Here is a 20,370-nt window from a genome sequence, read left to right on the forward strand (position 1 = left end):
TTTAAACCCTTACTACTAATTGCTGTAAGTATACATTGACAACAATACTTCTATCAAAATCTTTTTCTATCTTAGCTCTAGCTTTATAGCTCATAGCCATTTTATCATTATACGACATATTTATAAACTGTTCTAATGAGTTACGTAAAGAACTCACATCATTAGGATTACATGATAAGCCAGAGAAACCATCATCAAAAACTTCTCTACACCCAGGAATATCTGACGCAATTACAGGTCTACCTATCGCAGCTGCTTCTAACAGTACATTTGACATTCCTTCATGGTAGGATGGCAAAATAACTGCATGTGCACTAGCTATTTTTTCTTTAGTATTATCAGTGAAACCATAAAATTTTACTGATTTTATCGCATTAATTTTTTGCATAAAATTAGATTTGTTTTCATCACAAAAACCATAAATGTCTAGACTAATATTTTTATATTTTTTCTCAAGTATAGCAAAAGCTTCTAACAATTCATAAATTCCCTTTTCTTTCATTATTCGACCAAGAAAAACGAATTTTAATATTCCTTGATCTTTAGGATAGTCAACATATTTATTTTCATCTAGATTTACTCCAGAACCTGGTAATAATATTGATTTTTCTTCACTGATTATTTTCTTATCTATAAATAACTTTTTATTCTGCTCATTCTGAAAGAATACTTTTATGGCGTTTTTAAATGATAACCTATATAAAAATATAATAAATTTTTGAATAATACCATCATTAGCAAAAACACTTCCTAAGCCAGTCACATTTGGATAAAACTTCTTTCTAAAAAACAAATTCACTAATCCAACATACAAATTTGGTTTAATTGTATAGCTAAAAATGCAATCAGGTTTTTCTTTTTTTATTATTTTGAAATAGTTAAATAAAAGAAACAAATCCTTAAAAGGAATTTTGCCTCGTCTATCTATATCAATATTTATATATTCAACACCAACACTTTTACAAAAATCTATTACTTTGTTAGAATATGGTGTTACTAGTATTATCTCATACTCTTTAGCAGCAAAAGCCTCGATTACTTCTCGTCTGAAACGATATATTACAATATCAAAATCATTAGCTATGAATAATAACTTACTTCTCATAAGTCAAATTCCCAAAAACTTTATTAACAAAATCTACTTTTTTAGCAAGCACTCTAATAATTGGATTAAATATTGCCGTTAGATAAGTGCTCTTAGCCAAAACATTTTTCCTGTAATCTCTAATAAATTTTGATGTATTAAAATATTCACTATCTTGAGGTAGAAAAACCCCATGTTTAGTTTGTAAAATTATTTCTGCAATCTCTTTAGATAAATTATCTATCGATATAACACTTCTTTGGTTATTAATATTAGGAAAAATAAAAGCATACTTTGCAAGTTTTAGCAGCTTTGGATAATTACCTTTAGATCCATTACCATATACCATAGGAAGTCTAATTATAGCAATATCAAAGTCATCACTAATCAATGTATTTAGCTTAATTTCAGCTTGTAACTTACTATCTCCATAAAAGTCATCTGGTTTAGGCTCGGTATCTTTAGTTATAACTTTTTCCTGACCTATAGGCGCACTATCACCATAAACTATAATACTACTTAAAAACACAAACTGTCGAACACCTTGATCTTTAGCCTTCTTTGCTAGATCATAAGTTAGTTGTGTATTTACCTTATAGTATTTTTCTTTTAATTTAGGATCTTTTGAAGTATGGGCAATTCCTGCTACATGCAATATAGCATCATAACCACTCAAATCTATATCCGACAAAGAAACATCTCGCAATGATATTTTATGAATATTAAAATCTGAGTTATATTTAGCCGCAAATGAATTACCAATATAACTACTTAAACCTGTAACTAAGATTCTTTTTTTCATACTACTTTAAATCCTCTTTGTTACCTAAAGCTCCCGTACCTCCCTCAACAACGCCCTTTTTGGCAAAAACAGAAAATACTGTCAAAAAAATACATTTTAAATCAAACCATGTACTTTTATTTTTTATATAATCACCATCAAGCTTAGCTTTATCAGGTATCGGTAATTCATCTCGTCCATTTATTTGCGCCCAACCAGTAAGCCCCACAGGTACAGCATTTGCCCCATATTTATCACGTTCAGCAATCAAATCATCTTGATTCCACAATGCTGGTCTTGGCCCAACGATGCTCATTTCACCTTTTAAAATATTTATGATTTGTGGTAGTTCATCTAGAGATGTTTTCCTTAAAAATGCTCCGACCTTAGTTATACATTTAGATGGATCCTGTAATAAGTGTGTTGGCATATCTTTTGGAGTATCTACATACATAGTTCTAAACTTATATATATAAAAAAACTGCTTATCTTTACCATAGCGCTTTTGCTTAAAAAATATAGGTCCTTTTGAATCTTTCTTTATCATAAAAATGATAACTAAAAAAAACGGGCTTAATAACACCAGTCCAATAAAAGAAAGTAAAATATCAAGCAATCTTTTAAAAAATTTGTAAAACATAAAACTATTACCCATTCAACCTATGTTCAAACTCTGGAACAATTTTCTTTAATATCATGAGATGATTAACATCATCTTTCATCAATAATTCAATATCTTGATTGAGGATATTAATATCATAAAAAGTCCTCCTGCCAATAAAAATATCTTTATAGTCTGTACTAATATCATCCTCTTCTATCAAAAGCTCTTCGTAAAGCTTCTCTCCTGGACGTAGACCAACTATCTCAATATCAATATCATCTCTACCAGAGAGTCTAATAAATTGTTTAGCAAGATCAATAATCTTGACAGGCTGCCCCATATCTAAGACAAAAACTTCTGAATTTTTTGCAATAGCACCAGCTTGTAGGACCAGTTCGCAAGCTTCCGGTATCAACATAAAGTAGCGTGTAATTTCAGGATGAGTCACTGTAACAGGCCCACCATTTCTTATTTGTTCCTCAAATTTTGGAATCACGCTACCACTGCTACCAAGTACATTACCAAAACGCACTGCAGCAAGCTTGGTATTTTTTGGATCAACATTCTGTAGATACAGCTCACAGACCCGTTTAGTAGCTCCCATCACATTCGTTGGTCGCACCGCTTTATCAGTAGAAATCAATATAAATGACTCAACACCTGCTTCTATAGCCAGATCTATAGCATTCTTAGTACCTAAAATATTATTTCTAATCGCTCTAGAGATATTCTCCTCAACTAAAGGAACATGCTTATATGCAGCAGCATGAAAAACTATATTTGGTGAACACTTTTGAAAAACTTCAGCCAATGCTTTTCTATCACAAACAGAACATAAGTTACTATTAATATTAAAATGCCTACATTCTTCCGTAACCTTATACAAATTAAACTCACTATGATCAACCAATATCAGTTCTTTTGCTTGATACTTGATACATTGACGCACAATTTCAGAACCTATACTTCCCCCAGCCCCAGTTACCAAGACCACTTTGCCTTTGATAAAATTAGAGATAGACTCTTTATCTAAACTCTTAGAATCCCTTGATAAAAGATCATAAAGCGAAACAGGCTTTAATTGTGACATAAAACTCTCGTCTTGAAGAATCTCCTCAAGAGGTGGCATAATTCTAATTTGGTCAAAATCTTTCTCAAATTCTCTATATATATTTTTGACTACTTGGTTAGCATTTCTTGGTAATGCAATAACTAGAAGGGCAAATTTTCTAGACAATAACAATCTTCTTAAACCAGCTTTAGATATAACTTTTTTACCATCAATACTTCTTTTTTGCAAAGTCTCATCATCATCAACAAAACATTTGATACGATATCCAGCTGAAGCAAGCTCTTGAGCAATCTTTGCCCCTGCAGCACCTGCACCATAGATAACTGCTGTTTTACTTTTATCTACTGATCTTCTATTCATCAAGTGCCAATAAAGATAAACACTCAAATTTATCAAAAAAACATAAAATAAAAACTCAGAAAATATTAGTGAAAAAGCGACTTTGCCATAAAAAAATAATGTAACTATGAAAAATACTGGTAAATTAATAAAAACCTTACGCAAAAAAGTCTTTTGAGTCGACTTGCGCCAACTAGCCATATAGTCTCTAAGTAGCAAAAAAGATGATAAACACCTCAGCAAAACTACTGCAAGCAAAAAATGCAAATTAACATCTTGTTTGAAAATATAGAAAGTCCAATTAACAGTAATAACAGTTAAAACTATTATCACTAAGAAATTAAGCGTTCTATTATCGTAGAAAGACATTTGTTAATTTTTGGAAAAAATCTTATTAAAACCGATTATATCAAAAAAAATTTTTTTGTGCACAAAAATGTAAATTAGATTAAAAATAGTTAAACAGTTGATATATAAGAGCTGGAAGCACTAAATATTAAGGGAATTAACAAGTTTAATTATCATATAAAAAACAATATCCTACTCAAACATTTCACTATTTTTAAATGGGCAAAAAGCATAATAAGTTCAGGTTATTTATTGTATCTCCTTACACTTAGGACCTAAGTGAAGAACGTTAGCTTTATATGATTGTATAGATTTCAAGCATTCTTTGAAAAAACGACTAAAAATAATACCATGAGCATAGTTTTTTTTACAAATAGTAAATTTTTAATGATTATATAGACTTGAAAATAAGCCTATCATATAGATCGGTAGCCCTCTCACAAAATAAATATTAAACTTATTCAGACACAGAACCTAAATTTTCTTAACTATAGCTGATATATATGAACTAGTATTTTCTTAACTGAAACTGATTCAATAGTTTTTACATTTTGTAAATACCAAGAAATCCATAACTCTTTTATCAGAAAGCCAATTTTGGTTACCTCCTCGCTACTAGCACCAAGATGTTTAGTAACAAGCTTTTTAGCTAGCTTAGCTTTTAGATCGTCAACCTCCAATTGATGGGTCCTATCTCTTTGCAGATTTAGTTTAGCCTTATCTAATCGAGCTTCTAAAGCTTGAATATAATACTTATATCGCTGCAAGTAAATCATAGATTGCGATAGATAATTGTTAGTAAAAAGCTCATTAAGCTCATTTCTAGTAGCTGTAAAAAGTTCAATAAAATTAAGCGGTATTTTTTTAACATTTAGTTTTTTTTCAAGCTGTGATTTAAACTTAGTTATTTCTAAAAACAATGCTTCGACTTTAGCCTTATTTGAAACAAACTTTTGCATCCCTAAAGCATAGAATCTTTCAAAATCTTCTTTAGCATATGGTAGCTCAATATTATCAAAAAAACTCAAATCTATAGCCTTATCAACCACATTATCTTTTGAGTCACTTAGCTTTAATGACATTGATAAACTTGTCAAATCATTGTTTTTAATACTTTTTGATAAGTTATGATGTAAACGTATTTTAATAAGTTTCTTCAAAGCCCTTTTCATACAGGATTCTGATTCTGCCAAAGTTGCTTTATAAGACAATTTCACACCGTCTTTATATTCCTCAAGACAGTTATAGACTTTGACTATTATAGCGTACTCTTTAATTTCGCTAGTCAAAGCAATATCAGCAAAATCCCAATCATAATAAATTTTCTCATCGACTGCTTGCTTAGGTTTATTAACTAGGTTTTTGAGCTTTTGTTTTAAAGTATTGATATCTTTACCCAGCGCAAGTGTTTTACCATGCTCATCAACAACTTTTATATTTAAAACTAAATATTTCTCTAACTCTTCATTCTGCCATACTGTCTCATCAACTACGAATCCAACAATACGCGTAATATGTTTAGCAATGACAGATTTTAAAGGAGTATATGTATCTTTATCAAAATCTAGCGACTCAAATATAGCTTGAGCATAAGTTGGCACTGGCACACAGCTTTTACGAATATTTTTAGGTAAAGCGCGTAACAAAGCGACAATCTTGTCATACAAGAAACCATACACACCCCACTCTAAAACTGTAGGATTTATATCATTAATAAAAACTATCGGTACTGTAACCGTTGCACCATCTCGTTCATCTAAAGGGTCAAAGTGGTATTCTAATGGCAAGTGCATATCACCAATAGTTAATACATCAGGAAACTTCTGTTGTGTAATCTCTTTAGCATCATGTTGCATCAGACTTTTTAAATCAAAAATGAAACTCTTCTGCTGCTCTTTTCTAACTGTTTTTAGCCACTTATCAAATGTTGCACCATCACAAACCCCATCCGGAATAAAAGCATCATAATGCTCAAACATCGTCTGTTCATCCACCAAAATATCTTTTCGGCGTGATTTATTTTCAAGCTCCTCAATATGATTTATAAGCTTGAGATTTTGCTGATAGAAATACGCTTTAGAGTCAAAATTACCATTTACTAAAGCTTCTCTAATAAAAATTTCGCGAGCCTCTTGAGGATTTATCTTTGAGTATTGCACTACTCTTTTTGAAACTATCTCTAAGCCGTACAATATTACCCTTTCATTTACTATTACAGCTCTACGCTTCTTACTCCAAATAGGCTCATCATAATGCTTTTTGACAAGATGCTCCGCTAAGCTCTCTAACCATTCTGGCTCTATTTTTGCAACATTACGAGCGTATGTTTTAGTGGTTTCGACTATTTCTGATGCTAAGATCCATTTCGGCTTAGACTTAAATTGTGAAGATCCTGGAAATATAAAAAACTTAAGCCCTCTAGCTCCTAAATACTCAGCATTTTCATAATTAAAGCCAATATTACTTAAAAAACCGCTGGCTATGGCTTTGTGTAAGTTTTCATAGTTTATATTATCACCAACATTGTCATACCCGTGCAGATGGGTATCTTTCAAACCTTGATCATCAACCATAAGATTCCCACTTGCGTGGGAATGACCAGTCTTTCTTCGCACTGGAGACTCCGCGGTCAAGCCCGACTTAATGACATTATTTAGTCTCCAACCAAATCCATGAACAACTTCAACAATTTGTCGATAAATATCATTCCATTCATTAAATCTAATTGGAGAAATAAAGTTCTTTTTAAAATAATCTTTTTTCTCTCTATTAGATAAGCTTTTAAAATCAGAATTTAGTCTATTTGCTAAATTTAAAATTGCGATAAAATCAGAAGATTTATCTTTATCTATTGAATGTTTTTCATCAGCTTTTTGCTGAAAGTTCAGAGGTCTCTCACGCGGGTCCTGTACACTCAAAAAGCTAACAATCGAGACAATCTCTCTAAGCGTATTTTGCCTATGGCCTTCTATGACTATTTTTGCAAGTTTTGGATCTAAAGGCATAGTCGCCATTTTGATACCATCTGCAGTAATCTTTGGTTTGCTATAGTTAAGCTCTGAGATAGCTCGTAATTCAAACAAGAGTTTGAAACCATCTTTTACAAACCTTGCATCAGGAGCATCAATAAATGGAAAATCTTGTATGCTTCCTAATTTTAGAAATAACATCTGTAAAATAACCGATGCCAAATTAGTACGTAAAATTTCAGGCTCTGTGTACTCTTTGCGATTATTAAAGTCTTCCTCACTATAAAGGCGTATACAGATACCAGCAGATAACCTACCACAGCGACCTGCTCTTTGATTGGCGCTTGCTTGAGAGATTTTTTCTATTGGTAGACGTTGTACCTTAGTACGATAACTATATCTACTTATTCGCGCTAAACCTGAATCTATAACATACTTTATGCGTGGTACTGTCAAAGATGTTTCCGCAACATTTGTCGCTAAAATAACTCTACGTGCAGAACCTTCTGGATTAAAGATTTTATTTTGATCTTTATTTGACAACCTCGAAAACAAAGGTAAAACTTCTGTAAATCTAAGATTTTGTTTATTCAAATATGCTAATGTTTCATGAATGTCTCTTTCTGTAGGCAAAAAGACTAAAACATCTCCTCTGCCGAGCTCATCAAGAGCATACAATATTCTTTCTTGTAATGACAGCTCTTCAAAATCCTCATCATTTTGATAGCGAATTTCGACAGGATATGTTCTACCACTAATTATAATATCTTTAGCATTTTGAAAAAAATTTATAAATTTTTGATGATCTATGGTTGCTGAAGTAATAATTACTTTTAAATCAGGTCTAGATGGTAAAATCTTTTTTATACAGCCAAGTAGAAAATCAATATTTAAGCTTCTTTCATGAGCCTCATCAATGATAATAACCTCATACTGCGACAAAAACCTATCATTCTTGATTTCAGACAGTAATACCCCATCGGTCATTACTTTTATTAAAGTATTTTCAGAAGTTTGATCAGAAAAACGAATTTTAAAAGATACTTTTGACTGATCACCTATTTCACTAGCAATTCTACTAGCAATAGATCTAGCTGCAAGTCTTCTAGGTTGAGTGTGTCCAATTAATCCACGCTTACCAAGTCCTAAATCTAGACAGATTTTAGGAAGCTGGGTTGATTTACCAGAGCCTGTCTCTCCTGCCACAACTATAACTTGATTATCTTGGAGAAGCTTTTTTATATCATCAACTCTTTCAGCAACAGGTAGATCTGGATAAGCTATTTTAGGCAAAATCTTTTGGCTAGTCTGTTCTGCTAAGAGTTGTAAATCAGTCAGTAATTGTTGTTTTGGAAACTTATTGTTATTTATAGCTGATATAAAGTTACTACGAAGCTTAGTAGGTATTTGGTTAAGAAGTGTATCAATAGTTTGTTTAGGCATTATAAAACATCAGAAAAAATTTAAGCTTTTTGTTTAAGGCTTCTATATTCAGTAATCGCTTTAGAGAATATAACCTTCAAGAAAACTACTGCTAGAGCGAAAATCACCGATAATATCACACCAATTATAATTAATTCGAGAATAGATAGCTTAGAGTCTTTTAAATAAATAACCTCACCAACTCTAACTACTTTTGGTTGTAAACTTTCTAAAGTTAGTTTTAAATCTCTTTGGGAATCTTCTAGTGAAAAAACTTTGTTTTGATAGCTATCTATTCGTTCCATATAACTTGCCAATAAAGTTTGACCCTGTAAACTACCAACATTCTTACTAGATGATAATTGCTTTAAATAGTCTTGATCACTTTTAATAATCTGATTATATCTATCAATATTTTGTTGATTAGCCAATAGAGTTCGTTGTAGATTCTCTTTCCATAATTGAATTTGTTTTTGCACTATATATGAGTTAGAGAATTTATCCATAATAGTATTAAAGAGTTTATTAACTGTAGCTTTATCATCCAACTTAGCTGATGTTAATAGTCCAAAGTAGATAGATTTTTCTTGTTTTTTAGAATTTATATTTAGATCATCACCAGGTTCTATAATATCAATCTTACTTAAGATTTTGTCATCTGATTGTGACTGCTGCATATCTTGGAGAATATTGTTTAGTATAGCATTCAATTTATTGTCAGTGATGATATTATTATTAGAATAACCTTTTAGATAATATGGTGGTTGAATCATCTGCATATAAATATAGCTTGGTTTAAAGAACCAAGCTGCAACTGCGGTTAAACAAAAACCTAACACTAACACCACAAAAAATGTCTTTATATTACTAAATAATCCAACTAAAATTTTAGTTAAACTAATTTCTATATACTCATCATTTTTAATATCAGCCATTATTTTCCCTTATATTTGTGCCAAAATTTTGTTTAAAGTTTTGCTAGGTCTCATTACTGAATCTAGCTTTGTTCTATCCATATGATAGTAACCACCAACATCAACTTTTTTACCTTGAGCATCATTAAGCTCTTTAACAATTTTATCTTTATTAGCTTTTAGTTCAACATAAATTGGTTCAAATTTAGCCTTTAGCTCAGCATTACCTGTTTGCTCAGCTAGGGCTTTGACCCAATAGTAAGCCAAGTAGAAATGACTTCCTCTTGTATCTAGCTCACCGACCTTACGACGTGGTGATTTGTCATTATCTAAGAAATCTTGGTTTGCTTGTGATAGTGTCTCAGCTAAAATCTTGATTTTAGCATCTCTAGTTTTGATAGCCAAGTCTTCTAATGATGCTCCTAAAGCTAAAAACTCACCTAAAGAATCCCATCTTAGATGGTTTTCCTCAATAAGTTGCTCAACGTGTTTAGGAGCAGAACCACCAGCACCTGTTTCAAATAAACCACCACCTGCCAGAAGAGGCACTATAGAAAGCATCTTAGCAGAAGTGCCAAGCTCTAAAATAGGGAATAGGTCTGTCAAATAATCTCTTAAAACATTACCTGTCACAGAAATTGTATTCTTACCCTCTTTCATTCTTTTTAGAGAATACTTAGTAGCCTCTATAGGCGATAAAATCTGAATATCTAGACCAGTAGTATCATGATCAGTTAAATACTCATTTACCTTAACAATTAGATTTCTATCATGTGCTCTTTTTGAATCTAACCAGAAAATTGCAGGATTTCTTGTAATTTTAGCTCTATTAACAGCTAGTTTAACCCAATCTTTGACTGCGATATCTTTGGTTTGACAAGCACGCCAAATATCTCCTTTACCAACTTGATGCTCAAATATCACATTACCTTCATCATCAATAACTTCAACTTTACCATCAGCTTGGATTTCAAATGTTTTATCATGAGAACCATACTCTTCAGCTTTTTTTGCCATTAAGCCAACATTAGAAACATCGCCCATAGTAGTCACATCAAAAGCACCGTTTTCTTTGCAGAAATCAATAGTTGCAGCATATACACCAGCATAGCATCTATCAGGAATCATAGCCTTCATATCTTGAAGTTTGCCATCTTTGTTCCACATCTTACCAGATGAACGAATAGCTGCTGGCATAGAAGCATCAATGATTACATCACTTGGAACATTTAAGTTTGTAATACCTTTGTCAGAATTAACCATCGCGATATCAGGCTGCTTTGCAAATACCTTTTCAATATCAGCATTGATTTTGTCTTGAACATTTTGAGGCAGTTGCTTAATCTTTTCTACTGCATCACCCCAACCATTACGAGGATTCACACCAAGCTCTTTAAACTCTTTGGCATATTTTTTGAAAACATCTTCAAAGAAAATCTCTACAGCATGACCAAACAAGATTGGATCAGAAACTTTCATCATCGTAGCTTTCAGATGAAGTGATAATAGTGTGCCTTCTTTTTTAGCTTTAGCAATTTCAGTTTTGTAGAACTCTCTTAGTGCTTTTATTGAAATCTTAGTAGCATCAATAATTTCTTTTTCTTCTAGCGCAAGATTATCTTTAAGTACTGTTTGAGTACCTTTGGTATCTGTATGGACTATTTTAACCTTAGTTGCTTTTGGCACAATATAAGATTTCTCATTAGCATAAAAGTCATTATCAACCATACTAGCCACATGAGACTTAGAATCTTTTGTCCATTCACCCATAGAGTGTGGATGTTTCTCAGCATATTTTTTAACTGCATCAGCAACTCTACGATCAGAATTACCCTCTCTTAAAACAGGGTTTACTGCACTACCTAAGACTTTTGCATAACGTGCTTTAATTTCTTGCTCTTTGTCGTCTTTTGGCTCAAATGGGTAATCTGGGATTTTGTAACCCTTTGACTGAAGCTCTTTGATAGCCGCAGTAAGCTGAGGAATCGATGCACTAATATTAGGAAGTTTGATAATGTTTGCATCTGGAGTCTTCGCTAGTTCTCCAAGTATTGCTAAATCATCAGAACATTTTTGCTCTTCAGTTAAGTAGTCATTAAAGTTAGCTAATATACGCGCTGATAAAGAAATATCTTTGGTTTCTAGTTTTATATCAGCGACTTTAGTGAAGCTTTCAACTATCGGTAAAAATGAGCCTGTCGCTAAAGCTGGTGCTTCATCTGTGAATGTATAAAATATTTTATGCATAAAAAATCTCCTATAAATAGAATTTCATTATTCAAATACTAACATAAAACTAGTAGGTATTTAATATCTCTTGTATTTTCTCATCAGACCTTGCAACTACTGCAAAATCGCCATGTTCAACTATTGGTCGCTCTAGTAATTTAGGATTGCTAGCTACTATTTCTATGAGCTCTTCATTAGTAAATTCACCATCTTTAAAGTTTTCACTCCAGACAGTCTCTTTAGTACGAATTATATCTGTTATAGAAAGCCTTAACTTTATTAGCAACTGTTTTATTTCCTTTGCTGATAAAGGCTTATCTAGATACAACTGTACATCATAATTGATATCGTTTTGATCAAGAAATTGCTTTGCTTGGCGTGATTTTGAACATTTTGGATTATGATAAATCTTCATAAAATTAGTAATACGCTTATGATATCTATAATTATAAATCACATTGGTGTAGAAATCATAAAAAATAATCCAATTAAACTTATTTAATGTATCAACATATACAAATAATATATAATGTTTACTATATATAGTTAGTAAACTAATTCTAGATAAAACATCGGAGGCTTAGTAAGATAAAAAATAACATTAGTAACTAATCTAAAAGCTTCAGGAGGTCTTTATGATCACTAAACCATGGACAAAAAACTATCCTAAGAAAGTCCCTCTTAATATAGATATCCCCGATATTACTCTAAAAGATATGCTTCAACAAGCTACTAAAAATTTTACTGATAAAAAAGCTCTTAGTTGTCACAGCGAGAAATTAACTTTTAGTGAGATTGATAGTTATTCTGATAAATTTGCAGGATTCCTTCAAAATAAGTGGGAATTACAAAAAGGTGATCATATTGCAATTATGTTACCCAACCTATTACAGTTTCCTATTATCATTTTTGCTTTAGTTAAACTTGGCTGTGTTTTTGTAAATATAAATCCACTCTACACAAGTAGAGAGGTCAAGGGGATTATTCAAGATTCTAAAGCTAAAGGAGTAATTGTACTATCTGGGCTTGCCCATAATGTTGAAGCAATAGCTGATGAATGTAAAGACCTAAAATATAAGATGGTTACTGGTATTGCTGATTTATACCCGACTCCAAAAAAACAAATAATCTCCTTTGTAGTCAAATATGTCAAAGGCATGAAGGATAAATACTCAAAAGATAAGTTTGATAGATTTACAGATGCTATAGAGTCTAACCGCACTCCAGACTACTCAAGTATTGGATTAAAACCTGATGATATCGCAGCCCTACAGTACTCTAGTGGTACAACAGGCACGCCTAAGGGTACTATACTATTACATAGAAACATTGTAGCGAATATCTATCAAATAAAAGCATGGACTGAAGGCTTTGATATTGAACTTAGCGAACAAATTGTCTTAACTGCTTTGCCGATTTATCATATATTTAGTTTAACTGCTAATCTATTTCTTTTTTACTGTTTTGGCGCGTTTCAAATACTTATACCTAATCCTAAAGATATCAAGAGCTTAGTTGCTGAAATGAGAAAAAGTAACTTCTCAACCATATTCGCCGTTAATACTCTTTACATTGCTCTCTTAAACAATAAAAAATTTAGACAAAGCAAATTCACTAATTTTAAGCTCTCAATAAGCGGTGGCATGTCAACTTCTGAAGCTGTAGCTAACGAATGGAAAAAAGTTACAGGTGTTAATATCAAAGAAGGTTATGGCTTATCTGAGATGTCTCCCGTAGTTACAGTTAACTCTCTTGAGGATTCAGATTTTAATGGTAGTGTTGGATTTCCACTACCAAACACTGATATCAGAATCTATGATGACAAAGGTAACGAACTACCTCAAGGTCAAACAGGTGAAATATGGGTGACTGGACCACAAAAATCACCTGGATTTTGGAGTCTCCCAGAAATTAATAAAGAGCATTTTACAGATGATGGCTGGCTTAAGACAGGAGATATGGGCTATCTTGATGAGCAAGGTCGTCTAGTAATATCAGGACGCATCAAACACATGATTATTGTCTCAGGATTTAATGTTTTTCCTAAAGAAGTTGAGTTAGTATTAACCGAGAAAGATGAAATCGAAGATGCTGCTGTTATCAAAGGACATTCTAATGAAACAGGGGAAATGCCTGTTGCTTTTATCGTACTAAAAAGTGACAAAAAACTAACCGAAAAAGAAATTTTTAAGTACTGTGAAACTAAATTAGCTCATTATAAACTACCTAGAAAAATAATTTTCATAAATGAGTTACCAAAAAATACTGTCGGAAAAATAGATGTAAATGCATTACAAAAAGAATATGCTGAAAAATATGAAAATAAATAACTAAACGGCTTTTTGCTTAAGGAGCTAAAGATGTTCAATAGAATTTATAAAATAGCAAAAAAAGCTACTCCTAGTATTTCTCAAACTGAGCAAACTGCTCTTAATGCCGGTGACAACTGGTTTGAACAAGATATATTTCAAGGAAAACCCGATTTTAACAAACTACATAGTTTAAAAAAATTTGAGCTAACAGCTGAAGAAAAATCTTTTTTAGAAAATGAAACAACCGAACTATGCAAACTAATCGATGATTGGAAAATTAATTATCAAGAAAAGGATTTAAGTGTTGAAGCTTGGGAGTTTATCAGTAACAAAGGCTTTTTAGGATTAGTAATCGGCAAAGAATATGGAGGCAAAGGCTTCTCAGCAGCAGCACACTCAGAAATAGTAATGAAATTAGCAACTAAAAGTGTCACTGCAGCAATCACGGTGATGGTACCTAACTCACTTGGTCCTGGTGAGCTTCTAGTTCACTATGGTACAGATGAACAAAAAGATCACTATCTACCAAGACTCGCATCTGGTCAAGAGATCCCTTGCTTTGCCCTAACTGGACCAACAGCAGGATCTGACGCTACATCATTACCTGATTATGGTGTTGTCTGCCATGAAGAGTTCAATGGCAAAAAAACTTTAGGGATTAAACTAAAAAACATCAACAAACGCTATATCACGCTAGCTCCAATTGCAACTTTAGTTGGTCTAGCTTTTCAACTCCAAGATCCAGATAATCTACTTGGTGATATAGGTAAACAAGGTATAACGTGCGCACTACTTCCATACAACCATAAAGGTTTAGAGATTGGTAGACGTGGCTTTCCACTAGGGCAAGCTTTTATGAATGGATATATCAAAGCTAAAGATGTTTTTATACCAATTGACTGGATAATTGGTGGACAAAAAATGGCTGGTGAAGGTTGGCGCATGCTAGTTGAGTGTCTATCTATAGGTAGAGCAATTTCATTACCAGCATGTGGTACAGCTAACACTCTAATGTCAGCTGTAATGACCGCAGCTTATGCAAGTGTGCGTGAACAGTTCAAAGTTCCAATTGCTCAATTTGAAGGAGTCCAAGAAAAACTAGCTCAAACGGCCGGTCTTGCATATATTGCCAATGCTACTCGTCAATTCACGGTTGCTGCTGTTGATAGCGGTTTGCGACCATCGGTATCATCTGCAATTGCTAAATATCATCTAACTGAGATGGGACGGACAACTATCAACAATGCTATGGATATCCATGGTGGTCGTGCAATCATTATGGGACCAAATAACTATCTAGCTATCCCATATATGGCAACACCAATTGGTATAACTGTAGAAGGTGCCAATATCATGACACGAAATCTGATGATTTTTGGTCAAGGTGCGATGAAATGTCATCCATATATTCGCAACGAGATAGAAAGCTTAATGAATGATGATGAAAAACAATTTACAGACAACTTCAAAAGTCATTTCAAATATATGGCTCTAAATGGCTCGCGTACACTTTGGTATGGTTTGAGTGGTGGTTTCACTGCTCCTAGCTATCCTTCTAAATTTAAACGTTACTATCGCTATATCTCACATATGAGTACTGCTTATTCTTATATCAATGATATTTCAATAACAGTTTTAGGTGCCGGTCTAAAACGTAAAGAAAGATTATCCGCTCGCTTGGGAGATATCATGAGTTATCTATATATGGCTGTAGCTGTACTAAAATACTATAAGGATACAGGAGAACCTCAAAGTGACGATATCTATGTTGACTGGAGTATTCAGCACTGTCTGTATCAAACACAACAAGCGATGTTAGACTTATTTAGAAATTTCCCAAATAGAATATTTGCTACTAAGATGAAGCTTTTTGTTTTTCCTTATGGTAAAAAATTCAGAAGACCATCTGATAAGCTTGAAGCACAAATTTGTAAATCATTAGTGAGCAATAGCGATACTAGACAATGGATGAAAGATAAGTGCTATATACCAAATGATGATAATGATCCAATTGGTAGAGTTGAGAACGCTTATCTTGCATCACTAACTACACAACCTATTAAGAAAAAAATCATTGATGCTATCAAAACTGCTAAGCTACCAAAAGCAAGCTGGCAAGACTCTATTGAAATAGCTTTAGAGAATAAAATAATCTCTCAACAAGAGGCAGATATTGCTAATGAGATGCTCACAAAGGTTAATAATATAATCCAAACAGATGAGTTTGATGATTATGCTTTAGGACCTAAAAATGCTCATCCAGAATGGCAAAAAAATAGCGAAAAATAATATGTACCAATGTCATTTCGTTTAAATAACGGAATCTAAAAACGATGTATAAACCAACATCGGGAGGAAAATATGACAGAGTTAGAAAAAAAGTTTGAAGAAATGTTGATAGCTGTTCGTGATGCAACTATTGATTTCAAGCCTGATAATAGCCAAAAGCTAAAGCTATATGCTTTTTATAAACAGGTAAAAGAAGGTGATAATAATACAAAAAAACCTTCTGCATTAAAAATGGTTGAGCGCGCGAAGTGGATGGCTTGGGATGCAATTAAAGGCATGTCAAAAGAAGATGCTATGCGAGGTTATCTTAAAGTTTTTGGTGATGAGTATCTTCCAGCTGGAGAAAGTACTGATGATCCTAGTAGTACTATAGCAAATAAGTTAGAGCCAGTAGAGAGCAAATCACAGCGTAAAGCTATTGATAAAATCGCTGTACTTGGCGCTGGAACTATGGGAGCTCAAATTGCTGCTCATTTTGCAAATGCTAGATTCCCAGTTGTATTATTTGATTTAAAATCACAACAAGGTAGTGCTAATGCTATTATTGAGGATTCACTAGCAAAACTTACTAAACTTAACCCAGCGCCTTTTGGTTCAAAAGATTCTATCAAATACATTACTCCTGCAAATTATGAGGATAATCTTGAGCTTTTAGCAGATTGTGATTTAATCATAGAAGCCGTGGCTGAACGCATAGATATCAAAGAGAGTCTTTATTCTAAAATCTCTGCTCACATCAAAGAAAATGCAATTTTAGCATCAAATACTTCTGGTTTAAGTATCACTAAACTAGCTGAAGTATTGCCAGAGAATCTTAAAGTTAATTTCTGTGGTGTACACTTTTTCAATCCACCTAGATACATGCCATTAGTTGAGCTGATTCCTCATATTGATACCAATACTGAAATCTTGGATAAACTAGAAACATTCTTAGTTGAAAAGCTTGGTAAAAGTATAATTCGCGCAAAAGATACACCAAACTTCATAGCTAATAGATTAGGTGTCTTTTCAATGCTTGTCACTTGCTACTATACAGAGCAAATGAATATCCCTTTAGAAGTTGTTGATGAACTTACAGGCAAAAAACTAGGGCGAGCAAAAAGTGCAACTTATAGAACTGCTGATTTGGTTGGTTTAGATGTGTTATCGCATGTTGTTGAAACTATGAAAGATAACCTAGAAGATGGCTGGCAAAAGCTATACAACACACCCAACTGGATTCAGAATCTAATCAATAATGGCTCACTTGGTCAAAAGACTAAAAAAGGTTTATATATCAAAGAATCTGATGGTATCAAAGTACTTGACTTAGATACTAAAGAATATCGCCCTGCTGATAAAAAGGCTGATAAAGAAATCTTAGATATACTAGCTGAGAGAGATTGGAGCAAAAAACTGGAAGATCTTCGTAATAGCGATAATCCTCAAGCCCAATTCTTATGGGCAACTTTTAGAGAGATGTTCTTATATGCTTCTCAACTTGTTGGAGATATCTCAAATTTCCCTAAAGATATGGATTTAGCAATTCGTTGGGGATTTGGTTGGAAACAAGGTATTTTCGAGATATGGCAACTTGTTGGGTGGCATAAAGTAGCTAGCTGGCTAAAAGACGATATTTCAACTGGTAAAGCATTATCAACAAATACTCTACCTAGTTGGATTGATACTCTTGATATCGGTGTTTATCAAAATAATAAAGAGTTTAGCTATAAGGATAAAGAGCTAATATCTCGTGATAGCCTAGATGTTTATAAACGTCAACTATTCGCTGATAATATAGTTGAACATACTAGCACTTTAGCGACACAAACACTTTATGAAAATGATGGTGTCAAACTATGGCAAATTGACGACTATAGCAATATTGGAATACTCTCATTTAAGAGTAAGATGTGTGCTATTGGTGATGAGGTTTTAGATGGTATATCTGAGTCTATCAACTATGCTGAAGAAAATCTTGATGGTCTTGTTATTTGGCAAGAGCAAGATGTATTTTCGGTAGGTGCCAACTTAGAGGAATTTGGTATCAAATTTGCAATGAATGGCGAAGCAGCTATCGAAGAGGTAATCCGTAAAGGTCATAGCATTATCAGTAAAAAATTACGCTATAGCAAAATACCTGTTGTTGCAGCTGTCAAAGGCTTTGCTTTTGGTGGTGGCTGTGAAACTATCTTGCATAGTGATGCTGCTGTTGCTGCGTATGAAAGCTATATTGGTCTTGTTGAAGCTGCTGTGGGAATTATCCCTGGTTGGGGCGGCTCAAAAGAAATGGCTGTTAGAGCATCTCAAGCTCAAGATCACTGGAAAGACTTTGAACGTCGTTATAAAAACCTTGCTCTTGCTCAAGTTGCAAAAAGTGCCTATGAAGCAAAAGAAATGGGCTTTTTACGTGATGATGACATAATCGTGATGAATACTAAAGAAATCCTACTTGTAGCAATTAAGAAAGCTCAACTTATGGCTTTAGCAGGCTATCAACCACCTCTAAAACAAAAAGTCCCAGTATTTGGTGAGACTGGTATCGCTACAATTAAAGCTTTACTAGTAAATATGCTTGATGGTAACCAAATATCTGAACATGATTATAAGATTGCGGTAAATTTAGCAGATACTATGTGTGGAGGTCAGATAGAAAAAGATACTGAAGTTTCTGAAGATTGGCTACTCGAAAGAGAGCTAATAAACTTCAAAGAACTTGCGATATCTGAGAAGACAGAAGCTAGAATGAAATATATGCTAGAAACTGGCAAACCACTAAGAAATTAAGGAGTAATTGACATGAGTGAAAACGTATATATAGTCGCTGCAAAACGCTCTGCTGTTACAAAAGGTAAAAAAGGTGGCTTTGCAAAAAAACGTCCTGATGAGTTATTAGCAGATGTACTTAGAAAAACTGTCGCTGAAGCTAATATTAATCCTAATGATATAGAGGATATAGTTGTCGGTTGTGCGATGCCTGAAGCTGAACAAGGCTTAAATGTCGCAAGAATATCATCTCTTTTGGCTAGACTACCTAATAGTGTCCCTGCTTTTACAATCAATCGCTACTGTAGCTCTGGATTACAGTCAATTGCGATTGCAGCAAATGAAATTGCTCAAGGTAATATTGATGTTGCTATCGGCGCGGGTGTTGAGAGTATGAGTATGATTCCTTTTGGTGGTAACAAGATGTCTTTTAGTAAAGAAATCTTTGCTAAGGATGAAAATGTTGCCATAGCTTATGGCATGGGCATCACTGCTGAGATGGTTGCTAAAGACTGGAATGTGTCACGACAAGATCAAGATGCTTTTGCTCTTGAGAGTCATCAAAAAGCTATCCATGCTATCGAAAATGGTTATTTCAAAGATGAAATATTATCTATAGATGTTGATCATAACAAACCTGATGAAGCCACTGGCGAAATTGTAAATCACAAACAAACCATAACTGAAGATGAAGGCGCTCGAAAAGATACCTCACTAGAGGCATTAGCTAAACTAAAACCTGCTTTTGCAAATGGTGGATCTGTAACTGCTGGTAATAGCTCACAAGTTTCAGATGGTGCTGCAGCTGTAATTTTAGTTAGTGAAAAATACCTAAAAGAGCACAACCTAAAACCTTTAGGTAAGTTTCTAGGGTTTGCTGTAGCTGGCGTTGATCCGCGTATCATGGGTATTGGTCCAATCAAAGCTATACCAAAAGTGCTTAAGCAAACAGGTTTAGATATCGATAATATTGACTGGATTGAGCTAAATGAAGCTTTTGCAGCTCAATCATTGGCTGTAATTAATGATTTGAAACTTGATAAAAACAAAGTTAATCCTTGTGGTGGAGCTATTGCCTTAGGACATCCTCTTGGTGCAACCGGTACTATACTAACAGTCAAAGCATTACATGGACTACAACGTACTGGTAAAAAATATGCTATGATTACGATGTGTATTGGTACTGGTATGGGCGCAGCTGGTATTATTGAAGCTTGTTAGTAGCTAATAATTTTTCTGAACATTAATATAAAAATAACTAA

Annotated in this window: 12 protein-coding genes; 4 read left to right on the top strand and 8 right to left on the bottom strand. The window is 33.4% G+C overall.

Going from position 1 to position 20,370, the window contains the following annotated elements; genetic code table 11:
* Position 1 precedes the first annotated feature (1 nt).
* The 8 genes from FSC454_RS07465 to FSC454_RS07500 form a co-directional block, all read right to left on the bottom strand.
* Positions 2 to 1,105, bottom strand: a complete 1,104-nt coding sequence (locus tag FSC454_RS07465) for a glycosyltransferase family 4 protein (RefSeq protein ID WP_071794823.1) — start codon at positions 1,103 to 1,105, stop codon at positions 2 to 4.
* Positions 1,095 to 1,886, bottom strand: coding sequence for an NAD-dependent epimerase/dehydratase family protein (locus tag FSC454_RS07470; RefSeq protein WP_066046949.1), 792 nt, complete (start codon positions 1,884 to 1,886; stop codon positions 1,095 to 1,097). Before FSC454_RS07470 ends, FSC454_RS07465 begins: the two co-directional genes overlap by 11 nt.
* Before the next feature lies 1 nt (position 1,887).
* Positions 1,888 to 2,505, bottom strand: coding sequence for a sugar transferase (locus tag FSC454_RS07475; RefSeq protein WP_066047018.1), 618 nt, complete (start codon positions 2,503 to 2,505; stop codon positions 1,888 to 1,890).
* Between the two features lie 7 nt (positions 2,506 to 2,512).
* Positions 2,513 to 4,249 (bottom strand): polysaccharide biosynthesis protein, encoded by a 1,737-nt coding sequence (locus FSC454_RS07480; protein WP_066046951.1) that lies wholly within the window; start codon positions 4,247 to 4,249, stop codon positions 2,513 to 2,515.
* A gap of 467 nt (positions 4,250 to 4,716) precedes the next feature.
* On the bottom strand, positions 4,717 to 8,640 hold the full coding sequence (gene hrpA, locus FSC454_RS07485; protein WP_066046953.1) for an ATP-dependent RNA helicase HrpA: 3,924 nt from the start codon (positions 8,638 to 8,640) through the stop codon (positions 4,717 to 4,719).
* Between the two features lie 20 nt (positions 8,641 to 8,660).
* Complete coding sequence (locus tag FSC454_RS07490; protein ID WP_066046956.1) at positions 8,661 to 9,554, bottom strand: GumC domain-containing protein; 894 nt, start codon at positions 9,552 to 9,554, stop codon at positions 8,661 to 8,663.
* 9 nt (positions 9,555 to 9,563) lie between these two features.
* Positions 9,564 to 11,780 (bottom strand): NADP-dependent isocitrate dehydrogenase, encoded by a 2,217-nt coding sequence (locus FSC454_RS07495; RefSeq protein WP_066046958.1) that lies wholly within the window; start codon positions 11,778 to 11,780, stop codon positions 9,564 to 9,566.
* 49 nt (positions 11,781 to 11,829) lie between these two features.
* Positions 11,830 to 12,177, bottom strand: coding sequence for an arsenate reductase family protein (locus FSC454_RS07500; protein WP_066046960.1), 348 nt, complete (start codon positions 12,175 to 12,177; stop codon positions 11,830 to 11,832).
* Between the two features lie 220 nt (positions 12,178 to 12,397).
* Between FSC454_RS07500 and FSC454_RS07505 the strand changes: the two genes are divergently transcribed.
* From FSC454_RS07505 to FSC454_RS07520, 4 genes are all read left to right on the top strand, one after another.
* Positions 12,398 to 14,092, top strand: coding sequence for a long-chain-fatty-acid--CoA ligase (locus tag FSC454_RS07505; RefSeq protein ID WP_066046962.1), 1,695 nt, complete (start codon positions 12,398 to 12,400; stop codon positions 14,090 to 14,092).
* 30 nt (positions 14,093 to 14,122) lie between these two features.
* The gene (locus FSC454_RS07510; protein WP_066046964.1) at positions 14,123 to 16,363 is read left to right on the top strand and encodes an acyl-CoA dehydrogenase; all 2,241 of its coding nucleotides are present in this window, start codon (positions 14,123 to 14,125) and stop codon (positions 16,361 to 16,363) included.
* A 72-nt stretch (positions 16,364 to 16,435) separates the two neighbouring features.
* Entirely contained in the window at positions 16,436 to 19,129 is a 2,694-nt protein-coding gene (locus FSC454_RS07515) for an acyl-CoA-binding protein (protein WP_066046966.1), read from the top strand.
* Between the two features lie 12 nt (positions 19,130 to 19,141).
* Positions 19,142 to 20,329: an acetyl-CoA C-acyltransferase gene (locus FSC454_RS07520; protein WP_066046968.1), complete on the top strand. Its 1,188-nt coding sequence runs from the start codon at positions 19,142 to 19,144 to the stop codon at positions 20,327 to 20,329.
* Positions 20,330 to 20,370: the final 41 nt, after the last annotated feature.

The organism is Francisella hispaniensis FSC454, assembly GCF_001885235.1.
GTDB lineage: Bacteria > Pseudomonadota > Gammaproteobacteria > Francisellales > Francisellaceae > Francisella > Francisella hispaniensis.